General features: G+C 45.2%; 23 protein-coding genes and 1 pseudogene. 22 read left to right on the top strand and 2 right to left on the bottom strand.

Going from position 1 to position 26,606, the window contains the following annotated elements:
- Positions 1 to 24: 24 nt before the first annotated feature.
- Positions 25 to 867, top strand: a complete 843-nt coding sequence (noc, locus tag KNQ11_RS14430) for a nucleoid occlusion protein (protein WP_023469857.1) — start codon at positions 25 to 27, stop codon at positions 865 to 867.
- A gap of 38 nt (positions 868 to 905) precedes the next feature.
- Complete coding sequence (locus KNQ11_RS16940; RefSeq protein WP_035395440.1) at positions 906 to 1,670, top strand: ParB/RepB/Spo0J family partition protein; 765 nt, start codon at positions 906 to 908, stop codon at positions 1,668 to 1,670.
- 37 nt (positions 1,671 to 1,707) lie between these two features.
- Here the strand turns inward: KNQ11_RS16940 and yyaC are convergent, their stop codons facing one another.
- Positions 1,708 to 2,325, bottom strand: a complete 618-nt coding sequence (yyaC, locus tag KNQ11_RS14420) for a spore protease YyaC (RefSeq protein WP_058704744.1) — start codon at positions 2,323 to 2,325, stop codon at positions 1,708 to 1,710.
- A 182-nt stretch (positions 2,326 to 2,507) separates the two neighbouring features.
- On the opposite strand from yyaC, the gene KNQ11_RS14415 reads away from it, so the two are divergent.
- The 20 genes from KNQ11_RS14415 (at position 2,508) to KNQ11_RS14320 (ending at position 25,112) form a co-directional block, all read left to right on the top strand.
- Complete coding sequence (locus KNQ11_RS14415; RefSeq protein ID WP_023469854.1) at positions 2,508 to 3,437, top strand: mechanosensitive ion channel family protein; 930 nt, start codon at positions 2,508 to 2,510, stop codon at positions 3,435 to 3,437.
- Positions 3,409 to 3,597, top strand: a complete 189-nt coding sequence (locus KNQ11_RS14410) for a DUF951 domain-containing protein (protein ID WP_023469853.1) — start codon at positions 3,409 to 3,411, stop codon at positions 3,595 to 3,597. The genes KNQ11_RS14415 and KNQ11_RS14410 overlap by 29 nt, the downstream gene beginning before the upstream one ends.
- A 228-nt stretch (positions 3,598 to 3,825) precedes the next feature.
- Positions 3,826 to 4,926, top strand: coding sequence for a redox-regulated ATPase YchF (gene ychF / locus KNQ11_RS14405; RefSeq protein WP_023469852.1), 1,101 nt, complete (start codon positions 3,826 to 3,828; stop codon positions 4,924 to 4,926).
- A gap of 120 nt (positions 4,927 to 5,046) precedes the next feature.
- Positions 5,047 to 5,334 carry a 30S ribosomal protein S6 gene (rpsF, locus tag KNQ11_RS14400; RefSeq protein WP_023469851.1) on the top strand — a complete coding sequence of 96 codons (288 nt, stop codon included), beginning with the start codon at positions 5,047 to 5,049 and terminating at the stop codon, positions 5,332 to 5,334.
- A 23-nt stretch (positions 5,335 to 5,357) separates the two neighbouring features.
- On the top strand, positions 5,358 to 5,876 hold the full coding sequence (ssb, locus tag KNQ11_RS14395) for a single-stranded DNA-binding protein (protein ID WP_023469850.1): 519 nt from the start codon (positions 5,358 to 5,360) through the stop codon (positions 5,874 to 5,876).
- Positions 5,877 to 5,920: 44 nt separating this feature from the next.
- Complete coding sequence (gene rpsR / locus KNQ11_RS14390; protein WP_023469849.1) at positions 5,921 to 6,151, top strand: 30S ribosomal protein S18; 231 nt, start codon at positions 5,921 to 5,923, stop codon at positions 6,149 to 6,151.
- A 134-nt stretch (positions 6,152 to 6,285) separates the two neighbouring features.
- Positions 6,286 to 8,271, top strand: a complete 1,986-nt coding sequence (locus KNQ11_RS14385) for a DHH family phosphoesterase (protein WP_214772389.1) — start codon at positions 6,286 to 6,288, stop codon at positions 8,269 to 8,271.
- Complete coding sequence (gene rplI, locus KNQ11_RS14380) at positions 8,268 to 8,711, top strand: 50S ribosomal protein L9 (RefSeq protein WP_023469847.1); 444 nt, start codon at positions 8,268 to 8,270, stop codon at positions 8,709 to 8,711. The genes KNQ11_RS14385 and rplI overlap by 4 nt, the downstream gene beginning before the upstream one ends.
- A gap of 19 nt (positions 8,712 to 8,730) precedes the next feature.
- Complete coding sequence (gene dnaB, locus KNQ11_RS14375) at positions 8,731 to 10,083, top strand: replicative DNA helicase (RefSeq protein ID WP_023469846.1); 1,353 nt, start codon at positions 8,731 to 8,733, stop codon at positions 10,081 to 10,083.
- 211 nt (positions 10,084 to 10,294) lie between these two features.
- Positions 10,295 to 11,587, top strand: coding sequence for an adenylosuccinate synthase (locus KNQ11_RS14370; protein ID WP_149428087.1), 1,293 nt, complete (start codon positions 10,295 to 10,297; stop codon positions 11,585 to 11,587).
- A 225-nt stretch (positions 11,588 to 11,812) separates the two neighbouring features.
- Positions 11,813 to 12,520 carry a response regulator YycF gene (yycF, locus tag KNQ11_RS14365; protein ID WP_023469844.1) on the top strand — a complete coding sequence of 236 codons (708 nt, stop codon included), beginning with the start codon at positions 11,813 to 11,815 and terminating at the stop codon, positions 12,518 to 12,520.
- A gap of 2 nt (positions 12,521 to 12,522) precedes the next feature.
- Entirely contained in the window at positions 12,523 to 14,373 is a 1,851-nt protein-coding gene (gene walK, locus KNQ11_RS14360; protein WP_029343019.1) for a cell wall metabolism sensor histidine kinase WalK, read from the top strand.
- On the top strand, positions 14,370 to 15,686 hold the full coding sequence (yycH, locus tag KNQ11_RS14355) for a two-component system activity regulator YycH (RefSeq protein ID WP_023469842.1): 1,317 nt from the start codon (positions 14,370 to 14,372) through the stop codon (positions 15,684 to 15,686). The genes walK and yycH overlap by 4 nt, the downstream gene beginning before the upstream one ends.
- A 6-nt stretch (positions 15,687 to 15,692) precedes the next feature.
- Positions 15,693 to 16,529 (top strand): two-component system regulatory protein YycI, encoded by an 837-nt coding sequence (locus KNQ11_RS14350; protein ID WP_023469841.1) that lies wholly within the window; start codon positions 15,693 to 15,695, stop codon positions 16,527 to 16,529.
- A gap of 10 nt (positions 16,530 to 16,539) precedes the next feature.
- The gene (locus KNQ11_RS14345) at positions 16,540 to 17,331 is read left to right on the top strand and encodes an MBL fold metallo-hydrolase (protein WP_023469840.1); all 792 of its coding nucleotides are present in this window, start codon (positions 16,540 to 16,542) and stop codon (positions 17,329 to 17,331) included.
- 106 nt (positions 17,332 to 17,437) lie between these two features.
- Positions 17,438 to 18,727, top strand: a complete 1,290-nt coding sequence (locus tag KNQ11_RS14340; protein ID WP_023469839.1) for a S1C family serine protease — start codon at positions 17,438 to 17,440, stop codon at positions 18,725 to 18,727.
- A 145-nt stretch (positions 18,728 to 18,872) separates the two neighbouring features.
- On the top strand, positions 18,873 to 19,034 hold the full coding sequence (locus KNQ11_RS14335; RefSeq protein WP_023469838.1) for a CxxH/CxxC protein: 162 nt from the start codon (positions 18,873 to 18,875) through the stop codon (positions 19,032 to 19,034).
- Positions 19,035 to 19,106: 72 nt separating this feature from the next.
- Entirely contained in the window at positions 19,107 to 19,586 is a 480-nt protein-coding gene (gene rlmH / locus KNQ11_RS14330; RefSeq protein WP_023469837.1) for a 23S rRNA (pseudouridine(1915)-N(3))-methyltransferase RlmH, read from the top strand.
- Between the two features lie 706 nt (positions 19,587 to 20,292).
- Positions 20,293 to 23,373, top strand: coding sequence for an ATP-binding protein (locus KNQ11_RS14325; RefSeq protein WP_214772387.1), 3,081 nt, complete (start codon positions 20,293 to 20,295; stop codon positions 23,371 to 23,373).
- The gene (locus KNQ11_RS14320) at positions 23,370 to 25,112 is read left to right on the top strand and encodes a response regulator receiver domain (RefSeq protein ID WP_214772385.1); all 1,743 of its coding nucleotides are present in this window, start codon (positions 23,370 to 23,372) and stop codon (positions 25,110 to 25,112) included. Before KNQ11_RS14325 ends, KNQ11_RS14320 begins: the two co-directional genes overlap by 4 nt.
- Positions 25,113 to 25,310: 198 nt before the next feature.
- Here KNQ11_RS14320 and KNQ11_RS14315 read toward each other — a convergent pair.
- Positions 25,311 to 26,503: pseudogene (locus tag KNQ11_RS14315) on the bottom strand (IS3 family transposase).
- Between the last annotated feature and the right edge of the window lie 103 nt (positions 26,504 to 26,606).

Genomic DNA, 26,606 nt, shown 5'->3' with positions numbered 1-26,606 from the left:
CTGATAAAGGTGAGGTGCGCCAACGTGAGAAATGCAATTGCCAAGCTGCTCGGTAAGGGAGGGCAACCTGCTACGATCGAGCTTGACCCACAAGAGACGGTTCAGGAATTACCATTGACAGAACTTGTCGCGAACCAGTTCCAACCACGGACAGTGTTTGATGGGGACCGAATTGAAGAGCTAGCCGTTACGATCGAAGAGCATGGATTACTCCAGCCGATCGTCGTTCGAAAACAAGGAACAGGATACGAAATCATTGCGGGAGAACGACGATACCGGGCAGTGCGCTCGCTTGGTTGGGAAACGATTCCTGCCATCGTCAAAGAGATGACGGACGAGACGACTGCTTCACTGGCATTGATTGAAAATCTGCAACGCGAAGATTTGACACCAATCGAAGAAGCGGAAGCCTATGAGCGCTTGCTTGCGTTACAAGACATCACGCAAGAGGTGTTAGCCCGTAAGCTCGGACGTAGTCAATCGACGATTGCTAACAAATTGCGTTTGCTTCGATTGCCAACGGATGTCCGGGAAGCATTGAAGCAACGGACGATCACGGAGCGTCATGCCCGTGCGTTATTGCCGCTCAAGGATGAAGCGCTACAAGTAACGGTACTCGCTGAAATCCTGGAACGGGAATGGAACGTCAAGGAGACGGAGCGCCGGGTGGAACGATTGATGACACCACAGCCACCGAAGAAAAAACGTCATAAGAGCTTTGCTCGCGATACACGGATTGCGTTAAATACCCTTCGCGATTCCGTCGATATGATCGAGCAAACCGGATTGACGATTGAAAAAGAAGAAGTCGATTGTGAAGAATATGTAGAGGTGCGGATTCGCATCGTGAAGGCACGTCCGGAATAAGCGGTCGTGCCTTCCGCTACGTTTAGGAGAGAAGGCAAGTGAACGAATTACCTGTTCGGGCGATTCGCCCGAATCCGACTCAACCCCGGAAACGATTCAATGAAAAAGCATTAGAAGAGTTAGCCCAATCACTCGTTCGGCACGGGATGATCCAACCGATCGTCGTCCGACCACGTGATGGCTATTATGAAATCATCGCCGGCGAACGACGGTATCAAGCAGCGAGTCGCGCAGGATTCGAACGTGTACCGGTCCTCGTGATCGAAGCAGACGAGACACGCGTGATGGAGCTCGCTTTGATCGAAAACATCCAACGGGCGGATTTATCCGCGATTGAAGAGGCGATGGCGTATGCGGAGATGATCGAGGAATTCGGTATCACGCAAGCAGAGCTTGCGCAGCGTGTCGGCAAAAGTCGTTCGCACATCACGAATAGTCTTCGGTTACTACAATTGCCGTTACTCGTTCAACAAGCGGTCATGGATGAGCGGCTATCGATGGGACATGCCCGTGCCCTATTGTCGCTGAAGCATCCAAAGAAGATCGAGCAGATGGCAGAACGCGTCATGGCGGAAAACTGGAACGTCCGTCGATTAGAGCAGGCGCTTCGGGAACGGAAAGAATCCACGCGTCCGCAACAAGCGACCGCTGTGCAATTCGTCGAAGAGTCGCTTCGCGAAAAATACGGAGCGACGGTTCGGATCAAACAAGGGAAACAAGCAGGGAAACTCGAGATTGATTTTGCAGATGAAGACGACCTCAATCGGTTGCTCGACTTGTTATTACCTGAATCGGATCAATGAAAAAGAAGCGTTCCGGTAACGGTTCGCTTCTTTTTCATTACATCGAACGGGGCGTGAAGGAAATCGTCGTCCGTGTCGATTCAGCGGATAGTTTCGCATCGAGCATGTGGAAACTGTTCGCGACGAGTTCTGCTAGTTCATAAACGAGATGTAACCGTGTATTTTGGAGAATCATCATCTCCATGAAGCCACTGACGTTAACGACGGCCTTAATGTTGAAGTCACCGACCGAAGGCAATTCTTTTTGAACGCCGGCACCGGGTGCGAGTGGACCTTCCGAGAAAAAGACATGCCCGACACTTGAAAGCCGACCAAGACACGCATCAATTGCGATGACGAGCGGACGGTAATGGGTCGTTTGGATCGAGTGAATCGTTTCAGCGAGATTCAGTGCATGGACGGGTTTAGCGAGTGTACCGTAAACGTGGAGATGAGCAGGTGCTTGTTTTTCAAGGAATGTTCCGACAAGTGGACCGAGTGAGTCGCCCGTCGAACGATCAGAACCAATGCAGACGAGTACGATTGGTCGTTTTTCTTGGACTGCGGAGATTTGTTCGAATAGTTGTTCAGCTAAGCGTTCTTTCGCGAACGGTTCCGTATATTCTAAAAAGAAAGAATAAGGCTTGGGCTCGTGCGAATGAAAGCGGAAATTCATCGAAATCATCCTTTCTTCTCTTGGTGTCGGTGTCGTGGTGGATTGGCAAGAGTGAAGGGTTCTTAGATGATTTTCCTTTCCCGGTTTTTGCGAAAATCTAACGTCAAAATCGGCTCTTTGGTTGAAACTCAATTAAAATCACGTATACTGTCGTAATAGAGAGAACAAGAAAGGATGAGAGAATGGCTACCAATCAAGATGTACAAGAATCCGTCGCCCAAGTCGATAAACTAATCAATCAAGTAATGGATGCGGATATGTGGATTCGTTTTGGGATGAAATTACTGATTGCGCTCATCATCATCGCGGCGTTCTATGTGTTAACGCGCGTTTTGACTGGGGCAGTCTCGCGTCTCTTTACGATCAGGAAAATCAATGAACAGGACTATTTGGCGCAGCGACAGAACGAGACATTACTGAAGTTGCTCCAAAATGCAATCCGTTACGTGCTCGGAATCGTCATGTTGTTGACGGTACTCAGTCAGTTCGGAATCAACATCACCGGTCTTGTCGCCAGTGCCGGAATCGCCGGTCTTGCGATTTCGTTCGGTGCGAAGAACTTGGTGCAAGATATCATTACCGGAGCGTTCATCATCTTCGAACGCCAGTTCAAAGTCGGAGATTATGTACGCGTCGGTGTGATTGAAGGGGTCGTCACGGAACTTGGGATCCGGACGACGAAACTCAAAGGACTCAACGGGGAGATCCACATCATCCCGAACGGTCAGATTTTGCAAGTGACGAACTATTCGGTCGACAACAGTTTTGCACTCGTCGACGTCCAAGTCTCCTATGACGAAGATCTCGAGCGGGTCGAACAAGTCTTGCATGAGATCGCTGACCGGACGACGAAGAAGTATGTCGATATGTTCGTCGAACCAATCCAGATGCTTGGCGTCCAGACACTTGGTCCTTCTGAAGTCGTCTATCGTTTGATGGCAGAAGTACCACCGATGCAACATTTCCAAGCTGGTCGTCTGATCCGGAAAGAATTGAAGCAAGGACTCGAAGAAGAGAACATCAAGATCCCGTATCCACGGATGGTCATGATGAATCCAGAACAAAAGAATGGTGGACAAACGGATGATTCCAAAAACGTATCAACTCCATGATTATGTTGAGATGAAGAAGCAGCATCCATGTGGTACGAACCGATGGCAAATCATTCGGGTCGGCATGGATATCCGAATCAAATGTCAAGGTTGCGGGGCAAGCATCTTGATGCCACGTCGTGATTTTGATAAACGATTGAAAAAAGTCTTACCAGAGTGATGAAAAGCGGATCTGATCCTCGTGATTAGATTCGCTTTTTTGTTGTCTTGCCTAAGTGGAGCGGTTGCGTTCGGTTAGGACGTGAGTAAAAAAGACGGTCGAGCTCCTTGCTTAAAAAAATTGAACTATCTATAATTGTGAAAGATGTGCTGACGTGGTGTAATCATTCTACCCACTGCGGCCGCTAGCACGGATTTCCTAGGAAATACCGAAAAGGAGGAATTCCAAGTGGGATTAACAGCAGGAATCGTTGGCTTACCAAACGTAGGAAAATCAACACTTTTTAACGCCATCACACAAGCAGGTGTAGAGGCAGCGAACTACCCGTTCGCAACGATCGACCCGAATGTCGGTGTCGTTGAAGTACCAGATGCACGTCTTCGGAAATTGACGGAACTCGTCAACCCGAAAAAGACGATCCCGACAGCATTCGAATTCACGGATATCGCGGGTATCGTAAAAGGTGCGTCTAAAGGGGAAGGTCTCGGAAATAAATTCCTCGCGAACATTCGTGAAGTAGATGCGATCTGTCAGGTCGTGCGTTGTTTCGTCGATGAAAACATCACACACGTGGCCGGGAAAGTCTCACCGATCGATGATATCGAGACGATCAACCTCGAATTGATCCTCGCAGACCTCGAGCAAGTCGAAAAACGGATTCAGCGTGTCCAAAAACAAGTCAAGTCACGCGATAAAAACGCAGCGGCTGAACTCGAAGCACTTGAAATCGTGCAAGCATTACTCGAAGATGAGAAACCAGCACGTCTCGCTGAATTGAACGAAGATCAAGCAGCTCTCGTTAAACACTTCCAATTGTTGACGATGAAACCGATGCTTTACGTCGCAAACGTCGGCGAAGATGAAGTCGCAGATGCGGACAATAACGAAAATGTCCGTCTCGTACGCGAATTCGCAGAAAAAGAAGGTTCTGAAGTCATCGTCATCTGTGCTCGGATCGAAGAAGAGATTGCGGAGCTTGAGCCAGAAGAACGTCAAGAGTTCCTCGTCGATCTCGGAATCGAAGAATCAGGTCTTGATCAATTGATCCATGCAGCATACAGCACGCTTGGTCTTGCGACATACTTCACAGCAGGCGAAAAAGAAGTGCGCGCTTGGACGTTCAAAAAAGGGATGAAAGCTCCACAATGTGCGGGTGTCATCCACTCGGACTTCGAACGTGGATTTATCCGTGCAGAAGTCGTTTCGTACGAAGATTTAGCAGCAGCAGGCAACATGGCGACAGTCAAGGAACAAGGACGTTACCGTTCAGAAGGTAAGGAATATGTCTTCCAAGACGGCGATGTCGTCACATTCCGCTTCAACGTCTAATCGAAAACGAATCGTTATTGCATAAAGCAAAATACTTTGGTAGTATTAACGAATGTGAGTAATGAATTATTGCTCCTTGCTCGAACATTCGAGCCGCCAGTCCAAGAGGAGGTGACAGATATGCGTAAATACGAAGTACTTTACATCATCCGTCCGGAACTTGATGAGGAAGCACGCAAAGCAACAGTGGAGCGTTTCAACAAAGTCCTCACTGATAACGGTGGTACAGTTGATAAAACAACTGAAATGGGTAAACGTCGTTTCGCTTACGAAATCAATGATATGCGTGAAGGGTTCTACGTTCTTCTTAACGTTTCTGCTGAACCAGCAGCTACAAAAGAACTTGACCGTCTCATGAAGATCAGTGACGATATCGTTCGCTTAATGATCACAAAAGACGAGAAATAAGCTGAAACAGGAGAGTGATTCTGATGATTAACCGCGTCGTTTTAGTCGGTCGGTTAACTCGTGACCCGGAAATGCGTTATACGCAGAGCGGGATTGCGGTAACGCGATTCACACTCGCATGTGACCGTCCTTTCACAGGGCAAGATGGGAAGCGAGAAGCTGATTTCATCGATTGCGTCGTTTGGCGCAAGCAAGCAGAGAACGTTGCTCAGTATTTGAAGAAAGGTAGTCTTGCTGGTGTAGAGGGTCGCCTCCAGATTAGCAGCTACGACGATAAAGAAGGGCAACGCCGTTATCGTGCGGAAGTCGTCGCTGATAGCGTCCGCTTCCTTGAGTCACGTAACGCGAGCCGTTCTTCGGATGGTAGCGAAGGCTACGCTTCATCTACTGGTGGAAACGGGAATGCTGCAGGATGGGGTTCACAGCAACAGCAGAACAACTCTTCCTCGCCAGCACCCGCTTCATCGAATTCGGGCTTCGGCGCTGATCCGTTCAGCGGCGGTAGTTCGATCGACCTTTCAGACGACGATCTCCCGTTCTAAGGAAATCGTCCTGAAAAATCCAAGTTAAAAAGGAGGTTAATCACATGGCACGTCGTCCAGGTGGAAAACGTCGTCGTAAAGTATGTTACTTCACGTCGAACCACATCACTCATATCGATTATAAAGACGTAGAACTTCTCAAACGTTTCATTTCGGAACGCGGTAAGATTCTTCCACGTCGTGTGACTGGTACTTCAGCGAAATACCAACGTCCACTTACAATCGCAATCAAACGCGCACGTCAAATGGCTTTAATCCCATACGTGGCTGACTGATTTCGTAGCACCATCCTCATACGTGAGGATGGTGCTTTTTTTCGCTTCCCTTTCATCCCCTCCTGCTTTTCGGTTATAATAAACAAGTTACTAAAAATTTAAATGAACCCTATAGAGCATATAAGGAGGACACGATGGAGTCAGGTCAACAAGTATCACCGGAACGAGAACGACGCATCGTTCGCTTCATTCCGTATCTATTAATCGTCGGTCTGCTTCTCGTCGTCGCTGTACGTGAACCGATCATCTCCGCTATCGGAGCCGTCGTGACTGCCCTCCTCTTCGGATTGCACCTATTCGAAGAACGCCGTGCACGCAGGGCATGGGAGGCGTATGTCGCCGGAATCTCGATGCAAGTCGAGGAGACGGGACAAGATGCGTTGACGAACATGCCAATCGGGATTTTGTTATACGATGAGGAAACCCTCGTCACCTGGTTCAATGATCCGATGCGGGACATCTTTGATGATGTAGCGATGGGACAGACGCTCAATGAGCTCGATCCCTTATTCATCGAGATGGTCGCGACGAATGAGGACCAAGCGACGCTTGAAATCGGTGATGCCGTATATCGCGTCTTTTCAAATCATGAGAACCGGACGTTCTATCTGTTCGATATGACAGAAGAGGCACAAGTCGAACAACAACTCGTCGACAATCAGACGGTCATCGGCGTCATCTATCTCGATAACTACGATGAGATGACACAAGGTATCGAAGATCAGTTGCGCAGTGAGTTGAACAGTCGTGTCACTCAACTATTGAATCACTGGGCAGCCGAACACGGAACGTATATCAAGCGGACCGCATCTGATCGGTATTTCATCGTCACGACAGAAGAGAATCTCCGGATTCTCGAACGATCGAAGTTCACGATTCTCGATACCGTGCGCGAAGAGACGAGTCAGCGTGGTGTCCAGTTGACGTTATCAATCGGAATTGGTTGCGGAAGTGACCCGATTCCGGCGCTTGGTCTGATGGCTCAGTCGAGTCTCGATCTCGCATTAGGACGGGGAGGCGACCAAGTCGTCATCAAACGCGATGGAAAAGTCCGCTTCTATGGTGGCAAGACGAATCCGACAGAAAAACGGACACGTGTCCGGGCACGGGTCATCGCTAACTCGCTTCGTGACTTAATGCAGGAATCAAGCCGTGTCCTGATCATGGGGCATAAGAATCCGGATATGGATGCACTCGGATCAGCGATCGGCATTTTGAAGCTTGCGGAAATGAACGATAAGGAAGCGCATATCGTTTTACCGCCAGAAGAAATCGGTCGCGGGATTCGCCGGATGATGGACGAGATCGCTGAAGTACCACAACTCGAGACACGGTTCGTCAATGCGTTTCAAGCGGATCAGTTGATCGACGATCAGACGTTACTCGTCGTCGTCGATACACATAAGCCGTCGCTCGTCGTCGTGCCGACGTTACTCGATCGATTCGAGCATATGGTCGTCATTGACCATCACCGGCGTGGAGAGGATTTCATCGAAGACGCGGTCCTCGTTTATCTCGAGCCTTACGCATCGTCGACGTCAGAACTCGTCACCGAGTTAATCGAGTACCAGCCGACGAATCAGAAGCTATCGATGCTTGAGGCGACGGCGTTACTTGCCGGAATCATCGTCGATACGAAAGGCTTTGCGCTTCGGACCGGCTCGCGGACGTTCGATGCTGCATCTTACTTGCGTTCACAAGGTGCTGACACGGTGCTCGTGCAAGAGTTCCTCAGTCAGGATCTTGAGACGTACGTTGAGCAGTCACATATCCTCGAGCGGTCCGAGGTCTATACGAAAGGGATGGCGATTGCGACAGCGGAACCTGGCGTCATTCACGATCAAGTCTTGATCGCACAAGCGGCCGATCAATTGTTGTCGCTTCAAGGCATTCGTGCTGCCTTCGTCATCGCGGAACTTCAAGACGGACGGACAGCGATCAGTGCCCGTTCGCTTGGAGAAGTCAACGTCCAGTTGATCATGGAGACGCTCGGAGGCGGCGGTCACTTGACGAACGCGGCGACACAGATGTCAGAATCGGTCATCACGGTCGCGGATGCGTTGCGTAAAGCGATCGATCAATATCTAGAAGATGAGACAAAAGGAGAGGAATCAGAATGAAGGTTATTTTCTTACAAGATGTAAAAGGACAAGGTAAAGCAGGAGACGTCAAAGACGTGGCCGATGCTTATGCAAATAACGTACTCTTCAAGAAAAAGTTGGCGCGTCCTGCGACGACTGGCAACTTGAAGCAACATGAAGCACATGAACGTAAAGCAGCAGAAGAAGCGAAACAGAACTTGCTTGACGCGCAAGCGTTAAAAGAGAAAATCGAAAAAGAGACGATCGTCGTCTCGACGAAAGCCGGTGAAGGCGGTCGTGTCTTCGGTTCTGTCACAAGCAAACAGATCGCGGAAGCACTCAAGAGCATGGGTTACAAGATCGATAAACGTAAAATCGAGCTCGAACACCCAATCAAGGCACTCGGCTTTACGAAGGTACCATTGAAGTTACACAACGAAGTGACAGCGACGCTGAACGTTCAGGTCAAAGAGGCGTGAGTAGAAAAGGGGAACGGTGATGAGTGAAGTCATGCAAAATATGCCTCCCCAAAGTATCGAGGCAGAACAAGCCGTCCTAGGGGCGATCATGATTGATGCGGATCGTTTGATCAGTGCATCAGAACGTCTGTTACCGCAGGACTTTTACCGTGCCTCTCACCAACGGATCTTCGAAGCGATGCTCGTGCTGTCCGACCGAGGCGAAGCGATCGACCTCGTCACGGTCACAGCCGAGCTCAGTACGCTTGGCATCCTAGATGAGATCGGTGGTCTACCATATCTAGCGGAACTAGCGGAAGGTGTACCAACCGCAGCCAACATCAATTACTACGTCAACGTCGTTGACCAGAAGTCGACGCTTCGGCGTCTCATTCGGACGGCGGGTGAAATCGTCACTGACGGATACGAGCGGCAAAACGAGGTCGATGTCCTGCTGAACGAGGCAGAACGGAAGATTCTCGAAGTATCACAAGGAAAAGGGAGCGCGAGCTTCATCCCGATCTCGGACGTCTTGACGAGTGCCTATGCAACGATTGATAAATTGCATAAACAAAGCGGCGAGACGACGGGGATTCCGACCGGTTTCCAGGATCTCGATAAGATGACGGCCGGATTCCAGCGTAACGATCTAATCATCGTCGCAGCACGTCCATCGGTCGGGAAGACGGCGTTTGCCTTGAACATCTCGCAAAACGTCGCGACACGCGCTGACGAGAACGTCGCCATCTTTAGTCTTGAGATGGGTGCCGAACAGCTCGTCATGCGGATGCTCTGTGCCGAAGGAAACGTCGATGCGCAGCGACTCCGGACTGGTCAACTCGAAGAAGAGGACTGGGGCAAGTTATCGCTTGCGATGAGTAACCTGTCTCAAGCCGGCATCTACATCGACGATACACCAGGGATTCGGGTCAACGATATCCGGGCAAAGTGCCGTCGTTTGAAGCAGGAGCACGGTCTTGGGATGATCATGATCGACTACTTGCAGCTGATTCAAGGGAACGGTCGCTCAAGCGACAACCGTCAACAAGAGGTTTCGGAAATTTCCCGTTCCTTGAAATCACTCGCGCGGGAACTCGAAGTCCCGGTCATCGCCTTATCGCAGCTCTCCCGTGGGGTTGAGAGTCGTCAAGATAAGCGACCGATGATGTCGGATATCCGGGAATCGGGAGCGATCGAGCAAGATGCCGATATCGTCGCCTTCTTGTATCGTGACGATTACTACAACAAAGAAACGGAAGATGCGAATACGATTGAGATCATCATCGCAAAACAGCGGAATGGTCCAACCGGTACCGTCAAACTCGCCTTCCGAAAAGAATTCAACAAGTTTGTGGATCTCGAGCCAAGTAACTCGTACGCGCCACCAGCTTAATCCAAGCTACGCTTTGTCTTCGATCGATCGGAGACAAAACGTAGCTTTTTTTATTTTCACCTAAAGATTCTCAGTTTATTTATCAAAAACGATAATTAAACGAACGAAAGAGAATTGTAACAATTAATTGTTCGGTATTTGGTTGACTTCTTTTTTTTATCGCGTTACACTTAGTCGTGGTTTTGAATCGTACGTGGAGGTGGATGATAAGATGTCATCAGTAGTAGTAGTCGGAACACAGTGGGGCGACGAAGGAAAAGGGAAAATCACCGATTTTCTTTCGAAACAAGCCGACGTCGTAGCACGTTATCAAGGTGGAGACAATGCAGGACATACGATCGTATTCAATAACGAGACGTACAAATTGCACTTGATCCCATCAGGTATTTTTTACTCGGATAAGAAATGTGTCATCGGGAACGGTCTCGTCGTTAACCCGAAATCACTCGTCAAGGAATTGAAGTATCTGCACGATCGTGGTGTTTCAACGGATAACTTGTTAATTTCGAATCGGGCGCATGTCATCTTGCCGTATCATCAGTTGCAGGATCAGTTAGAAGAAGAAGCGAAAGGCGACGCAAAAGTCGGAACGACGCTAAAAGGAATCGGACCGTGCTACATGGATAAAGCCGCTCGAATCGGAATCCGGATGGCAGACTTACTCGACAAAGAAACGTTCGCTGAGAAGTTGAAGATCGTTCTCGACCAAAAGAACCGCATGTTCACGAAGATGTATGACGCTGAACCAATCGCGTTCGACGATATCTTCGAAGAGTACTATGCCTATGGACAAGAGTTCGCGAAATACGTCTGCGATACATCCGTCGTCGTCAACGATAGCCTCGACCATGGTGAAAAAGTGTTGTTCGAAGGCGCACAAGGTGTCTTACTCGACCTTGACCACGGAACGTATCCGTTCGTTACATCATCGAACGCATCAGCTGGTGGTGTCGCATCAGGTGTCGGTGTTGGTCCAGCTCGGATCGATCACGTCGTTGGTGTCTGTAAAGCGTACACGTCACGAGTCGGTGACGGTCCGTTCCCAACGGAATTGTTCGATGACATCGGTCATCAAATCCGTGAAGTCGGTCGTGAATACGGAACGACGACAGGACGTCCGCGTCGTGTTGGTTGGTTCGACTCGGTCGTTGTTCGCCACTCGCGCCGTACAAGTGGATTGACGGATCTTTCGCTCAACTCGATCGACGTTTTGACAGGACTCGACACATTGAAAATCTGTACATCATACGAATTCAACGGTAAACAGATCGATGAGTACCCAGCAAGCTTCCGTGATCTCGAAGCATGTGTTCCAATTTACGAAGAACTTCCAGGCTGGAAAGAGGACATCACAGGTGTCCGTCGCTTTGAAGATCTACCGTTGAACGCACAGAACTACGTTAAGCGGATTGCGGATCTGACAGGTATCTCACTCGTCACGTTCTCGGTCGGACCGGGTCGTGAACAGACAGTCGTCTTGCGTGATCTCTACGAAGAAGCATAAGTCTCAACAGCCTCTTGCTTCCTGCAAGAGGCTGTTTTTTGTGCGAAATGGTTCACAAACGGAAGCAAAAACAGGTATACTGAATACAGTGTTTCACGTGGAACCTCTCTCGTGAGACGACGAACAGCAGAGAGAGTGGCGCCGGGAGTTTCCGTCGCCACCTTTCTATATGCCGAAAAAACAGGTAAAATAGATTGAATAGAAATTTTTAAGGGGGCACACCCAGTGACGGAACGCAAAATTCTAGTCGTCGATGACGAGTTACCGATTGCAGATATACTCAAGTTTAAATTAGAAAAAGAAGGCTACCAGGTCGCGATCGCAAATGACGGCGTGGAGGCATTAGAGAAATTCGAGGAGTTCAAACCGGATTTGATGTTACTCGACATCATGCTTCCGCTGATGGACGGGATGGAAGTCTGCCGAGAAGTCCGGAAGACGTCGAAGATTCCAATCATCATGTTGACAGCGAAGGATTCCGAGATTGATACGGTACTTGGTCTTGAGCTTGGCGCGAACGATTACGTGACGAAGCCATTTAGCTCGCGCGAGTTACTTGCCCGTGTGAAAGTCCACTTACGCAACACGAGTCCTGAAGCTACACCACAACCGGTTGGACCAGGTCCACTCAAAGTCGGAGAACTGTATATCGATACGAATTCGCATACGGTGACACGTAAGGATCAAAAGATCGAGCTGACGCAACGTGAGTTCGAATTGTTGCACTACCTCGCGAAAAACATCGGTCAAGTCATGACACGTGAGCATTTGTTGCAAACGGTCTGGGGCTATGACTACTTCGGTGATGTCCGGACAGTCGACGTGACAGTACGTCGTCTCCGTGAGAAAGTCGAAGACAACCCAAGTACGCCTGTCTATATCATGACGCGTCGTGGTGTCGGCTACTATCTCCAAGACGGGGAGAATGAATAACGATGTTAAAAGGAACGAACTTCTTTAAATCCATCCAATGGAAACTCGTCGTCATCTATGCCTTATTGATTTTAGTGGCGATGCAGGTCATTGGCGTCTATTTCGTTCGTTCCCTTGAAAAGCAGTACATTACGAACTTCTCGAAGTCGGTCGAGGACCGAGCAGGCCTTGTCGCCTATAACGTCGGGAAGGAATTCGATAAAACAGGCGATGATGACGCCTCCAAGCGGCAGTTGTCCCAATCACTAGGGCAACTGCTGTCTGAGTTTAGTAATGGCTCCACCTCAAGGAACGACATCCTCGAAGTCCAGATCATTGACCAGGACTCGATCATCCAAGCGACATCGGATAACGAGAACCAATCAGCAGTCGGACAACGGGCGACGAATTCACTGATTAAAAAAGCGCAGGCAACGAGCTCGACCCGGACGGACACCGTGCTTGATCCAGAATCAGAGGATAAGATCCGGATCTTTGCCGTACCGGTTACCTCGGAACGAGACGGCGTAACGACCGGTATGATTTATGTTCGCGCCTCGATGGAGTCAATCTATTCGCAGATGCAACAGGTTACGCGGATTCTTGCGACCGGAACGGTCATCGCCCTCGTCATCACGTCAATTCTCGGTGTGTTGCTGTCGCGGACGATCACGCGCCCGATTTCCGATATGCGGCGTCAAGCGATTGAGATGCGACGCGGGAACTTCTCGCGGAAGGTTAAGGTCTATTCGGATGATGAGATCGGGCAACTCGCCCGTTCCTTCAACGAATTGACGGATGAGCTACTCGAAGCAAACGCGACGACGGAAGCTGAACGGCGGAAGTTGACGAGTGTCCTAGAGAACATGACCGATGGCGTCATCGCGACGGACCGGACGCTGCGCGTCATCTTGATGAACGACCAAGCGAAGGATATCGTCGGTGCTGACGATGCGAGCGTCGTCGGCACGAACTTGAAGGACTTACTGGCACTCGGTGACGATTTCATGATTCCGGAAGACGGTACGATGCCACCGCGTCTGCTTGATTTCAGCAGTGAGGACGAACTGTTCCTCGTTCGGGCATTCTTCTCGCCCGTCAAGAAACACAGTGGTCCGATTACGGGGATGATCGTCGTCCTGCATGACGTCACGGAACAGGAGCAAGTCGAACAGGATCGTCGCGAATTCGTCGCGAACGTCAGTCATGAGCTCCGAACACCGCTGACGACGATGCGCAGCTATCTTGAAGCCTTAGCAGAAGGAGCGTATCAGGACGAGGAACTTGCCCCGCGTTTCCTTGAGACGACACAAAACGAGACGGAGCGAATGATCCGCCTCGTCACCGATCTTTTACAGCTGTCGAAGATGGACAGTAAGGAATACAAGATGAACAAGGTCCGCTTCGATTACATTCAGTTCCTGAATGAGATTCTCGATCGCCATGACATGACGAAGCCGGAACGGATTCGTTTCCGTCGTAAGATCATGAAGCGGAAAGTCTATATCCGTGGTGATCAGGATAAATTGATTCAGGTCGCAGACAACATCCTGACGAACGCAATCAAGTACTCACCGGAAGGCGGAACAATCACCGTCCGGACGATGCTCCGGGCAAAACGGATCGTCATCAGCATCAAGGATGAAGGTGTCGGAATCCCGAAAGCGAATCTCCAAAAAATCTTCGAACGCTTCTATCGTGTCGATAAAGCCCGTGCCCGTAAAATCGGCGGCACCGGTCTTGGTCTGTCGATCGCAAAAGACGTCGTTTCGGCACATGGTGGCGACATCTGGGCAGAAAGTGAATGGGGACGCGGCACGACGATTTACTTCACGCTTCCGTATGAGGTGATCGAAGAGGTGGATGCCGGATGAAGAAACAACACTGGAGTTCGCTGTTACTCGTCCTGCTTGTCGCCGGTTCGATCGCTCAGACAGCGATGCTCTGGACCTATCATCCAAGCAGTGAATCAATCGAGCGGGAACAGGTCTCGTTCAACGAGATCGATGCCTCAAAGACGATTGAAAGCAACCAACTGATTAACCCGGAACTACTCGTCTATTCGGATCAGGAAGGGATCTATCAGACACAAATCATCGGTCGGACCTTCCTTAACCGCATCGGTGCGTCGTTTAACATCGGTGTCCTCGTCTTGACGGATAAAGCGAATAACATCCCGGTCGGTGACCGGAGTGTCGAGATGATTTTCCCGACACCGATCAGTGCGACGATTCTTGAAGAGTTACTCGGAGAAAAACAAATCGCCTTCTCGGAACCGATCAAACGGCTCTATTTACTCGATTATGATGGACCGATCCTCCGTCTCGAGTCGGCGACCGGTCGCCTGAAGGACTTCAAGCTCGTCGGCGATGAGACGGTTCTGAAGCGACTGTTCGCGCATGATAAGAAAAAACCGATGACACGCGTCGAACTCAAAGGTGGCGATTATACGTATGTCGCGAGCGGTACGACGCGACTAGAGCAAGTCTTCGTCTATGACGAGGTCGGACAATCGCCAAAACCACTCGATCGCATCCGGAGTGCCTTTTTCGCCGAGAACTCGAACGTCCAGCAAATCAAGAGTCGGGATGATCTCGACGTCTTGACGGACGGCGTCAGCGTTTCGACGTATGACCGAAACTACAATGTGTATCGCTTCAATACGTTATCGCCGAACACCCAAAGCTCAACTGTCGATTACAGCACGCTCGTCAGCTATGTCAACATTCATGGGGGCTGGCTCGATCAAGATACCCAGCGCAGTGGCTTCCGGTATTACTTTGATCAGATGAGTAAAAAGAGTGAGGAACAGACAGCGACGTTCCGGTTGTACTTGAACCGGTATCCGGTATTTGGGGAGAGTGGTCCGCTGCTCGAACAGACGAAGTTCGATCTCGCGACACTGAAGATCATGTATGAGGAAAATCAAGTCCGGTCGCTCAGCCGTAGCATGCTCCGAGCGAAGCGGAAGCTGATCCTTCGGGAAGAGACGGTGCCAGCTGTTGAAACGGTTCTCGAACGTCTGAGCCGTGCTGATCTCTTAAAAGAGATCAGTGGAATCCGGATTGGATATGAGATGACGTATAAGATTTCAACGAGCCGCTATGCCGTCTTTGAGCCGACGTGGTTCATCAAAATCGACGGCGTCTGGCAATCGATCAATCAAGCTGTCGGGAATGAGGGGTGAGGATGAATGGACTGGAGTAAAGCGAAGACCTTATTGATGCTGACCTTTTTGATCCTGAACGTCTACCTCGCCATTCAATTGATGGACCGGATGGTCGAGCCGCGGATCGTCGCGACGAGTGCGACCGGTAAATCGATCTTGAAGGATCGTCAAATCGATGAGAAAAAACTACAACCGGTTACGCGAGACATCGGCTATTTAACAGCCGAAGTCGATGCGCGGACGCTAGCGCCACTCGCGAGTTCACCGATTCGTGACGCGGTCGCCTCCGTCAAGAACGATGTCGAGTGGTCGGTCCGGTTGACGAAACCGTATCGACTCGATGCGAAGACGATGCGAGATTCTGCTTCATCGTTCGTTCAAGCATCAGTTCGATATGGTGCCGAATATACATTTTGGAAGTATGATAGTAAGTATCAGGAGATGACATTCGTTCAGACGTATAAGGGACAGCCGCTCTATTCGACACCACAGCAGTCGCGTGAGGACGATGCGATGATCGGACCGTCCCTGCTCGTCTTGCAGCTCAACGATGCGAAGGAAATCGTCAGCTACAAACAACGCCACTTGAACAAGGTCGTCCGGCAAGCGCAGGACGTGACGTTGTTATCGGCAAGTGAAGCGATCGTCCAGTTGTCGGAGCAAGGCTTGTTCCCGGCATCAAAACGGTTGACGAGTCACAAGCTCGGTTATTTCTGTCTCGTCACGGAAGGTACGGAATCGGTCCAAATCCTGCCGCCGACGTGGCAAATCGAGCTCGATAATGAAGAAGTCTACTTCGTCAATGCGATTGACGGCGGCGTCCAGACCGTCGAACGATTGGATACAGTCTCAGAGAAATGAGGAATGCACGATGAGCCTACACTACAGCGTCATGGCCAGTGGCTCGACGGGGAACGCCCTCTATATCGAAAGTGAACAGACCCGCTTGCTCGTCGACGCGGGACTGACCGGCAAGGCGATGCTCGCCTTGTTCGACCAGATCGACCGATCGCCGCATGGCATCGATGGTCTGTTCGTCACCCATGAACACTCCGACCATATCAAAGGCGTCGGCATCATGGCACGGAAGTACAATATCCCGCTCTATGCGAATGAAAAGACATGGGCAGCGATGGAAGCGAAGATCGGTAAGATCGATCCGGCGCTGAAGTTCCTCTGGGAAGTCGGAGAGGTCAAGCAGTTCGGTGACATCGAAGTCGAATCATTCAACGTCAGTCACGATGCAGCCGATCCGATGTTCTTCCAGTTCGCACACGAAGGAAAACGATTGGCGCACATCACGGATACCGGATACGTCTCGGACCGGATGAAAGGTGTCATTCGGGGCGCTGATGCTTATATCTTCGAAGCGAACCATGATATCGGCATGCTCCAGATGGGACATTACCCGTGGAGCGTCAAACGACGGATCCTCGGGGATTACGGACACGTCTCGAACGAGGATGCCGCAATCGCGATGAGCGAGGTCCTTGATGATCGGACAAAACGGATCCATATGGCCCATTTGAGCAAGGACAACAACATGAAGGAACTCGCCCGGATGAGTGTCTCCCAGACGCTCGCGAGCCGTGACGTCGATCTGAGTAAGATTCAGCTTCTCGACACGGATCCGGTCATTCCGACGCCGCTCCTAAAGCTTTGATTATGGGAAATTACTGAATATGCTCAAAAGACCCCCACATTTGGCTCACTTGCCACGTGATGGGGGTATACTTGTGTAAAGAGAGTCATAAAGGAGGCGTATGTCGATGGATCGACCCGAAGAACCACGGAACGAATCCGAACGATACGAACAGTCATCCGATGAGAGCGGCTTCCCGCCCCGTCAACCGGCAACGAGCGAACCGGTCAGCCCTTATCGTGAACCATATGAAGAACAACCAGAACCACCGCGTCGTCGCGGTGCCGGAAAAGCCTTTTTCGTCGGTCTGATCGGCGGAATCGTCGGAGCCTTGTTGATTGCTCTCGTCGCGTGGCCGTTCGTCCGCGATGAGATGACGAGTCCGACTCCGGTTTCGTCGACGACAGCGGAACAGACTGCGACACAGACGACAGAGGATGAAGCCGACATCGTCGGTGCGGTCGGTAAGACGAAGGAAGCCGTCGTGAGCGTGACGAACCTTCAGAGCTCGTTCCAAGGAACCGATCAGGAAACGGGTGCGGGGTCCGGCGTCATCTATAAAAAAGACGGCAATAAAGCCTACGTCGTTACGAACTACCACGTCGTCGAAGGCGCGAGCCGCCTGTCTGTCACGTTATCCGACGGAACAGCACTCGAGGCAAAAGTCCTCGGGGAAGATCCGACGTACGATTTAGCGGTCTTGTCGATTGATTCATCGAAAGTGACACAAGTCGCAAAACTGGGGGATTCGGATACGTTACGTGCCGGTGAAACGGTGCTTGCGATCGGAAACCCACTCGGAATCTTCGCGAACTCCGTCACACGCGGTGTCATCAGTGCGCAGGAACGGACAGTTCCAGTCGATACGAACAAGGATGGACAGCAAGACTTCAACACGGAAGTCATCCAAACCGATGCAGCGATCAACCCGGGGAACTCGGGTGGAGCGCTCATCAACACAGCCGGTCAATTGATCGGGATCAACTCGATGAAGATTGCGGAAGCAAGTGTCGAAGGAGTCGGGTTTGCGATTCCGATCAACGAAGCGTTACCAATCATGCGTGATCTCGAGCAAAATGGTGAAGTCGTTCGTCCACAGCTCGGGATTCAGATTCGTGACGTGCAGGAATTCCCAAGCGGATATCGCGAAGATCGTCTGAAATTACCGAATGATGTCACGAAAGGAATCGTCGTCGTCGGTCTGACACGTAACAGCGGAGCCGAAAAAGCGGGTATGAAGGCAAACGATGTCATCGTTGAGATCAACGGAAAAGCGATCGCATCGTTCGCTGATCTAAAAAGTGTTCTCTACCGGGATGCAAAAGTTGGCGAAACGGTCAAAGTCACGTTCTACCGTGGCGGTGAAAAACAGACAGCAGATGTGAAGTTGTCAGCTCAGTCACCAACTGTTCAGTAAAGCATAATCTGAAAAACCATCCACAGGTCCGACCTGTGGATGGTTTTTTTGAGTGAGGAAACCTGCGCCTTTTCCGGTCAGGAAGGTCGATATTTGTTATACTGGAAGCGGATAAATGTGGATAAGTGAAAGGAGGAGACCACCTGTGGATAAGTACGTCTGTTTAGAACATGTCGAGCTCGCGCTTGACGAAATCGTAGATGAAACAGAACAATACCCGATTCTCGATCAGCTAAATCCAGAAAAAAACATCACCTGTGAATACTGTGACGCACCGGCAACATATCTTGTGTCAAGCAAAAAATAAATATCAACATGTGGATTTGTGGATAACTCTGTGGATAACTCCTGAATTTTCTGTCAGAAAGCGAGAAATAAGATGCAAATTACCATCATTACGGTCGGAAAGCTAAAAGAGAAGTATTTGAAGCAAGGCATCGCTGAATATACGAAGCGTCTCGGCGCCTACTGTTCGATCCAAGAAATCGAGGTCGCGGACGAAAAGGCACCGGAGCAATTGAGTGAAGCGGAGATGGCGCAAGTGAAGAAAAAAGAGGGCGAACGGATTTTAGCGAAGATCGGACCCGACGTTCACGTCCTCGCACTTGCTATCGAAGGAAAACAACGGACGAGTGAACAGTTCGCAAAAGAACTCGATCAACTCGCGACATACGGCAAGAGTAAAATTGCTTTCGTCATCGGCGGATCACTTGGTCTTGCACCAGAAGTGATGCAGCGGGCAAATGATACGATCTCGTTTTCAAAGATGACATTCCCGCATCAATTGATGAAGATGATCCTCTGTGAACAGATTTATCGGGCGTACCGGATTAATCGGAATGAACCGTATCATAAGTAAGTGAGATTTTAAAATCCTAAATTCTAATATAATGTAAGAATTAATAAGATATGAAGGTGATATTAGGAATTGGATATGAAGTTGATTCTTACTCATTGGTTTATTTCTATATTTTTTTGAACGATAAAAAGTTTTTTGTAGATTATAAAGTCATCCTGTATTTGTTTAAGAATATTCGAATTGATAAACTATTGAACAGAATATGTACGAAGTTTGGGTTTTAGATACTAGCGAATTCTCTATAAAATATAGTATGCAAGCTTTATTCTATGTAAGTAGTTTAGGTTAACGTAAAAATTAGACAATAAAAAAGCATCTTCGGGGCGTTACACCTTTAAAAGGTACTAACATCGGAGGTGTTTTTGAATGGGCCAAAATGTATATTCAAGTGGAGTGGGCAGTAGTAAATGATAAACGGAGTAGTGAGTAACGAAAAAAGAGGTCTCATTTAAATTACTGTAAATAAGAACGAATTTAAGAAAAATTAGATTATCTGGTACCGAAAAATAAGGCGCATTGAAAGCTTAATGAAGAATTCTTATATATGTTTAATATTACTATATAAGTATATAATTATAAAATTTTATTATATCAATTCAATTTAATAGAGATTAAATTGGAATAAATTATACATGATATGCTTTTTATGCTGAAAAGTTGTAAAATATTATTATATTTAGAAATAATGTATAACTAGGAGGATATTATGGCTACTTTTAGAACTAGAGCAAGAGCTGTAGATTTGTTAGGTAAACAACAAATTCGTGATGAAGTAACTGCCATATCTGAATTACTTCGTAACTCTTACGATGCTGATGCTAATTATGGAACTATTGATGTAAATACTAAACAAAATCAAATAATTATTTCCGACGACGGCGAAGGAATGACAAGAAAAGATATAGAAGAGAAATGGCTTACTTTAGGAACACATTCTAAAACTAATAATATAAAAAAAACTAGAAAAGGACGAGTTAAAATTGGAGAAAAAGGAATTGGGCGTCTTGCAATATCTTTACTAGGAGACCAATTACTTCTTATTTCTAAAAAAGAAAAAGAATGGTCAATACTTTATTTGCACTGGGAATTATTTAGGAATGAACATATGTTTCTTGAAGATATAGAATTACCAATAAAATCTTTTGATACATTTGAAGAATTAAAAGTATTTATTGATAATAAGTTTAATGAATTTAAAACTCATCTTCTGAAAAATTTCAACAATAAAGAAATTTGGAGTGACAAAATTATTTTAAAAGTTACTCAACAAATTGAAGATTTTAAAATTACAAATAAGGTTTTAAGTGAAATCTATAAAGTAAATCAAAGTAAAAATGGAACAATATTTCATATTAGTAATCTGGAATACACTTGGAGTTGGGATTCTTATATCTCAGGAACGAAAGAAAAAAGTATGCTAAGAAGGCATAAAAGGTTAATAGGAACTCTTTACTCGTTTGAAAATCCTATAGCAAAATTTGATAATGAGGTTGAAGAAAAGAAGATTAGTTTTGAGCCTTCTATAATAATAAATGGAGTAAATTTAAATGATCAAACTTGGTTTAATGAAGATGATATTCATTTATATGATTATTCAGTTAAAGGAATTATAAATAACGGGAAGTTTTCTGGTGTATGTAAAATAAAACACAGCGAAGAGGAGATTGAGGAAATTCCGTTTGAAAATAAAGAATTAACTCAAGGAATAGAATATAAAATCGGAAAAGATTGTGGTCCCCTATCAATAAATTGGTACTTCGTCGAAGGAAACAAGTCTAATTCTGCTTTAGATAAAGATTCACATAAAAAAATAACGAAAAAATTAGATGAAATAGGTGGAATTTTTGTATTTAGGGATGGATTACGAATATTGCCTTATGGAGAACCAGGAAATGATTTTCTTGAACTTGAAGCGATAAGAAGTAAACGTGCTTCTGATTTTCCTTTTAGTTTTAGAAGAATGTTTGGATACATTGAAATTACTAAGGAACTTAATGGAAAGTTACTTGATAAATCGAGCAGGGAGGGTTTTATAGAAAATCAATATTATCATTATTTTAAAGACGTCACTCTTAATATGCTAGAATGGTGGGCTTATGAATTTCTTGAAACTAAAGATAAAGATAGTGGGAGAAGAAGAGAAAGACTAGAGAAATTTGCAGTTGAGAGACAGCTGCGTGAAGCACAGAAAGAAGAAGAGAAAAATCAAGAAATATATTTACTAAATTTGCAAAAAAATGTTCAATCTGTACATGCTAATTTAAAAAAGACAGTTAGAACAATAGAAAAAAGTTTTAATGACGAATTAATTAGATTTAGAAACAATTTAAATCCAACTAAAATAAATTTTAGAAGTTATCTAAGAGAAAAAATAATCAAATTGAAATTACATCATCGTGAAATAATAAAAAAATTAGAAAATTTAATTATCACACCTAACTTAAGATATACAATACCTTCTAATATCATGGGAATTATAAAAGAAAATAATAGTGAAATAAAAAGAGAAATTACAAGACTTGAAACATATTTTCAAAAAATCATTATAGAAGAAGAATTAATTATTTTAAAAAAATATGAAAATAATTTAAAATCTGAAGAAGAAACAATAATTGATACATTAGATCAAATTAATACTTTAAAAAGTGATGTAGAGGATACCTCGAAAATCATTAAAAGATTCAAAGAAGATTATGAAAAAAATATTGCCATTGATCTAAAAAAGATAACAAATAAGATTTTTGATGAATACACTGATAATTTAAGAAAAGAATTTAAATCAATTGAAGAAGAAAATCAAGAATTAACACTAAAACTTAGTGAATTAGAACCACTGTACAATCAATTAAAATCTGCAGATTTATCTGCTGATAGTGCTTTATTAATTGAAAAAATAAGAAATATCGTCAATTTAATTCAAATGCAAAAGTTTTCAATTCACGAAAAAACACTATTAGTAAAAAATGATATTTTATCAAAGGAATTTCATATAAAAGCAAAAAATATGATTGAAAATTTCAACAATATTATTAAGAACAATGATTATACAGATGATCAATTGATTGGAATATTGAAAAAAGAAGTGGATATGTATCGTGATATTTCTGCTGTAGGTTTAGCTGCAGAATTAACAAGTCATGAATTTAATGCTTTATATCAAGAAATTAAAAGAAATTATAAAATTCTAGATTTAAAACTTAAAAATACTTCTTTACTTCCTGTTCTACAAAAAAGTAATCGCGCGTTTCGTTCTTTAGAACGTTTGCATGAAAGAATGAGCCCCTTGTATAGACAATCACGGAATATTAAAAGCGAAATCAATTTGAAGAAGTTTATCGGAACGCTGGTAGAATACTTTAGTACAGATTTAAAAAGATATGACATCCAGATAATTAATGAGATACCTGAAGACGTTATTATAAAAGAAGTGGAAGCTGTACTATTCACTCCTCTTATTAACATAATTTCTAACTCTATTTACTGGTTGCTCAACCAAGAAAAAAGAGAAATTCATTTTTATATGGATTACAATATGACGAAGTTGTATGTACAAGATACAGGTCCTGGTATAAAACCAATAGATATACCTTATATTTTTGAACCTTATTTTACTAAGAAAGTAGGAGGTAGAGGTCTAGGTTTGTTTTTATCCAGAGATATTCTAGAACATAATGGACATCAATTTTTTGCTATCGATCCAAATAACTTTCTTACAGAGTTATCAGGGGCATGTTTTTGTATTGAATTCAATAGTAAGGTAGTTTTAACAGGAGGAAAATCAAAATGAGTGAGCAACAAGTTGTTCAAAAAATTGTAAAAGAGTACTTTAATAGTGCTGTAATAATTGACGATAATCTTGAACTAGTTACTAATAAAATCGATAATCAAGATACTTTAACTGATAATGATTTAGGAATTGGAAGTTCGGATGAAATTTTTTGGGAACAATCAGAAGAAGACGATAGTATTGAATCTGACAAGCAAAATGAAGAAAATTTGAATACACCATTTGAAACCTACCAAGAGTTTATAAAAGAGGGTTTCGTTATTATGCCTTGGAAATATAATGATAAAAATGATATAGGTGTTTTAAAAAATACTTTAAATAATTCTAAGCTTTTAATTGTTGATTGGAATTTAGAACCTTCATCTTACGACAATTCGACAATGGGCGAAATAGCTATTGAAATAATCAATAACTTTATTTCATCAAAAAAGGGACTTAAATGTGCTGTTATTTATACACAAGAAGATACTCAGAGTGTACAGGCGAAATTACAAAGTACGTTTGCTTGTAAAAAGATAGAAGGCTTTGAAGAAGAAGATTTATTTATTTTTGAGGAAAAAGATAGTGAACCTTCTAAATCATTATTTGGAATAATTATGACTAAAAATACAAAGCCAGAGAATATAATTAAGAATATTGCTCAGATTTTATTAGAAAGTAAAAGTATAACAATTCATTTAATGGAAAGCGCTAACGCATTAAATGCTAATCTTGGTAAATCAATGACAAATTTCAACGCTCCATTTGAAAAAGTGTTATTTTCTCAGATGATAACTTCTAATCTTTCAAATAACAAAGTTTCTCAATTTATTAATGAAACGTTAGTATCGAGTGTTATAGAAAACGATAACACTATTTTTGAGAGCGAAAAAAGAAATTTTTTATTCGAAACAAAAAAAATGAATATTGTAAAAAAATTAAATATATTTGAAAAAGATCTTGATAATCACACAAAGACAGATAATCATAAAAAATCACTAGAAGAGTTAGTAGAGCTTCTTAATCTTATCTCTAAGCTAAATACTCAAGTAATTAAATTATTTAAAAATTATAATTTCATTAAAGATTTAGTGAATAATTTAGAAAATTCTAATTCTGTAGAGTGTTTCAAAAATAAATTATCTGATATGTTGAAAAAGCATTTGCCAGAAGACGTTGTGAAAGGTAAGTATTTTGATAGAATAAAAGGTGATACCCTTTTTCTCATATTATTTTTAGACGATTACAACGCACAAGAAAAAGAAAAATTTATTGAATCATTTAAGCAACAGTCTTTAAATTTCACTAAAATTTTGAAATTTATTTCTTTAGGAGATAAGAAAATTAAAACAGGAAGTGTCATTAAAAATTTAAAAGATGATAGTTATTTATTGTGCATTACTCCTTTATGTGACACAGAACGACCAGCTTCTATAAATAACAAATACAAATTCTTAATAGGTGATAAGATCGATAAACCTTCTAGAGATGATTTGAAGAATAATAAGAATGGTTGTTATTTTATGCCATTGCCGTTAGATGAGGAATTAATCTATATCAAATGGAATTTTTTCGATACTTGCACAATAGAATTATCAGACTTAGATGAAAAAGAATCCTTGCTTACGTTAAAAAAGGACTATATTCAAAATATAATGAATCGTTACATTGCTTACCAATCTAGAGCAGGAATTAATGAAATTTTCTATAAAGAGTCAAATTATATTTCAAACTTTATGAAGTTAATGGAAAATGAATGATGCCTTTATTTGTACTAAAAACGATATATTGATTAAAAATTGTATTTATAGTTACTATTGATAAACTATGATAATTATTTTCACCTACTATTTTTATTAAATATCATTCTTTTAATTAATTGATTTAAGAAAGTGCAATTCTTCTCAACTTGAACTGAGCCACGTAAAATGGACAGTTTAATAAAAAGACCACGTTTTCTATGCTGCGATCAGATGGTCCCGATATTGTTTCGGGGTCATCTTTTTTAGGTTCCATTGACCGCGTTCGTAGTTGTAATAGCTGATGTAGTCCCCGATCATCTCTCGAACCTCCTCGATTGACTCGCACGAACGGTTGGCGACATAGTCCTTCAAATGACCAAAGAACGATTCGATCGGTGCGTTATCGAGGCAGTTGCCCCGACGGGACATGGACTGAACCAGTCCGAGGTCGCCAATGAGTCGCTGGTAGCCCGGATGGGTGTAGTGGAAGCCTTGGTCCGAATGAATAATCGCCTCGGGATGTCGATTCCCCTGGAGATGCTCTTCGAGCTTTTTCATCGTCTGAAAGACGAGGTCCATACGAAGATCTGTGAAGAGTTTGTATGCCACGATCTCGCGTGTGGCGACGTCCTTCACACAAGACAGATAGACGTTCTCGCCAGAGGCGATGGGGAGATAGGTGATATCGGTCACGAATACCTTCCCGGGCTCGCTCTGTCGGAACTTGCGGTTCAATCGGTTCGGCACGACGCGATGCGATGCTCGTGCGTCGCCGGAGAGAGCTTGCGATACGGATTCATCCTCCGGATTTTAGTCACGATGTTAAATTTGCGCATCAGTCGGAGAATCCGCCTCGGCACGGGTCAACCAAGAGTAATAGCCACTGCGGCTCACTCCGGCAATCTCACATAGTGGGTGGACGAGATTCTTAATCTGTGCGATGCGGATGACGGTGTTGATGACCTGATATTTCTCTGCTGGTGTCAGTTCGTATGTTTCGCCGGCCCCTCTAACTGCTCTAGCTTTTTTAAGAGCTCGTTCTCTGCCGTCAGGTATTTGATCCGTGCCTCTGCCTTCGCCAACCGTCTCTCCATCGACTCGTCTGTCTTCGGGCGTCCGCCTCCCAGTGTCTTTCCACGTTTGTCGTTCCGGAGACCCTCCTCTCCATCTTTTCGGAACGTTTGGCGCCAGCGAATCAACGCAGAATGCGCTTTTCGTTTCCCGATCACCGTCAGGTCGAATCCGGCCTCCGTGAAGATTTGTTGAGGTCCCTTTCCTTCCATATTCTCACGTACGGCCCTGACCTCGAACTCGGTCTTGTACTGGATCGATCGTTCTGATACGGAAGCGACGTTCGGATTTTCTTCGAGCTGGTTGATTTGGATCATAGTGAAGATGATTTTACTCATGATTGTTTCTCCCGTCTGATTGAATAGGTTCATTATAGCGATTCGTATGCACACGAAAAACCCCGAATGATACACTTTTTTCAAGTATCTATCATTCGGGGTT

It is taken from the genome of Exiguobacterium sp. s39 (genome assembly GCF_018618925.1).
Classification (GTDB): domain Bacteria; phylum Bacillota; class Bacilli; order Exiguobacteriales; family Exiguobacteriaceae; genus Exiguobacterium_A; species Exiguobacterium_A abrahamii.
This window is presented reverse-complemented; position numbering and strand designations above follow the sequence as displayed.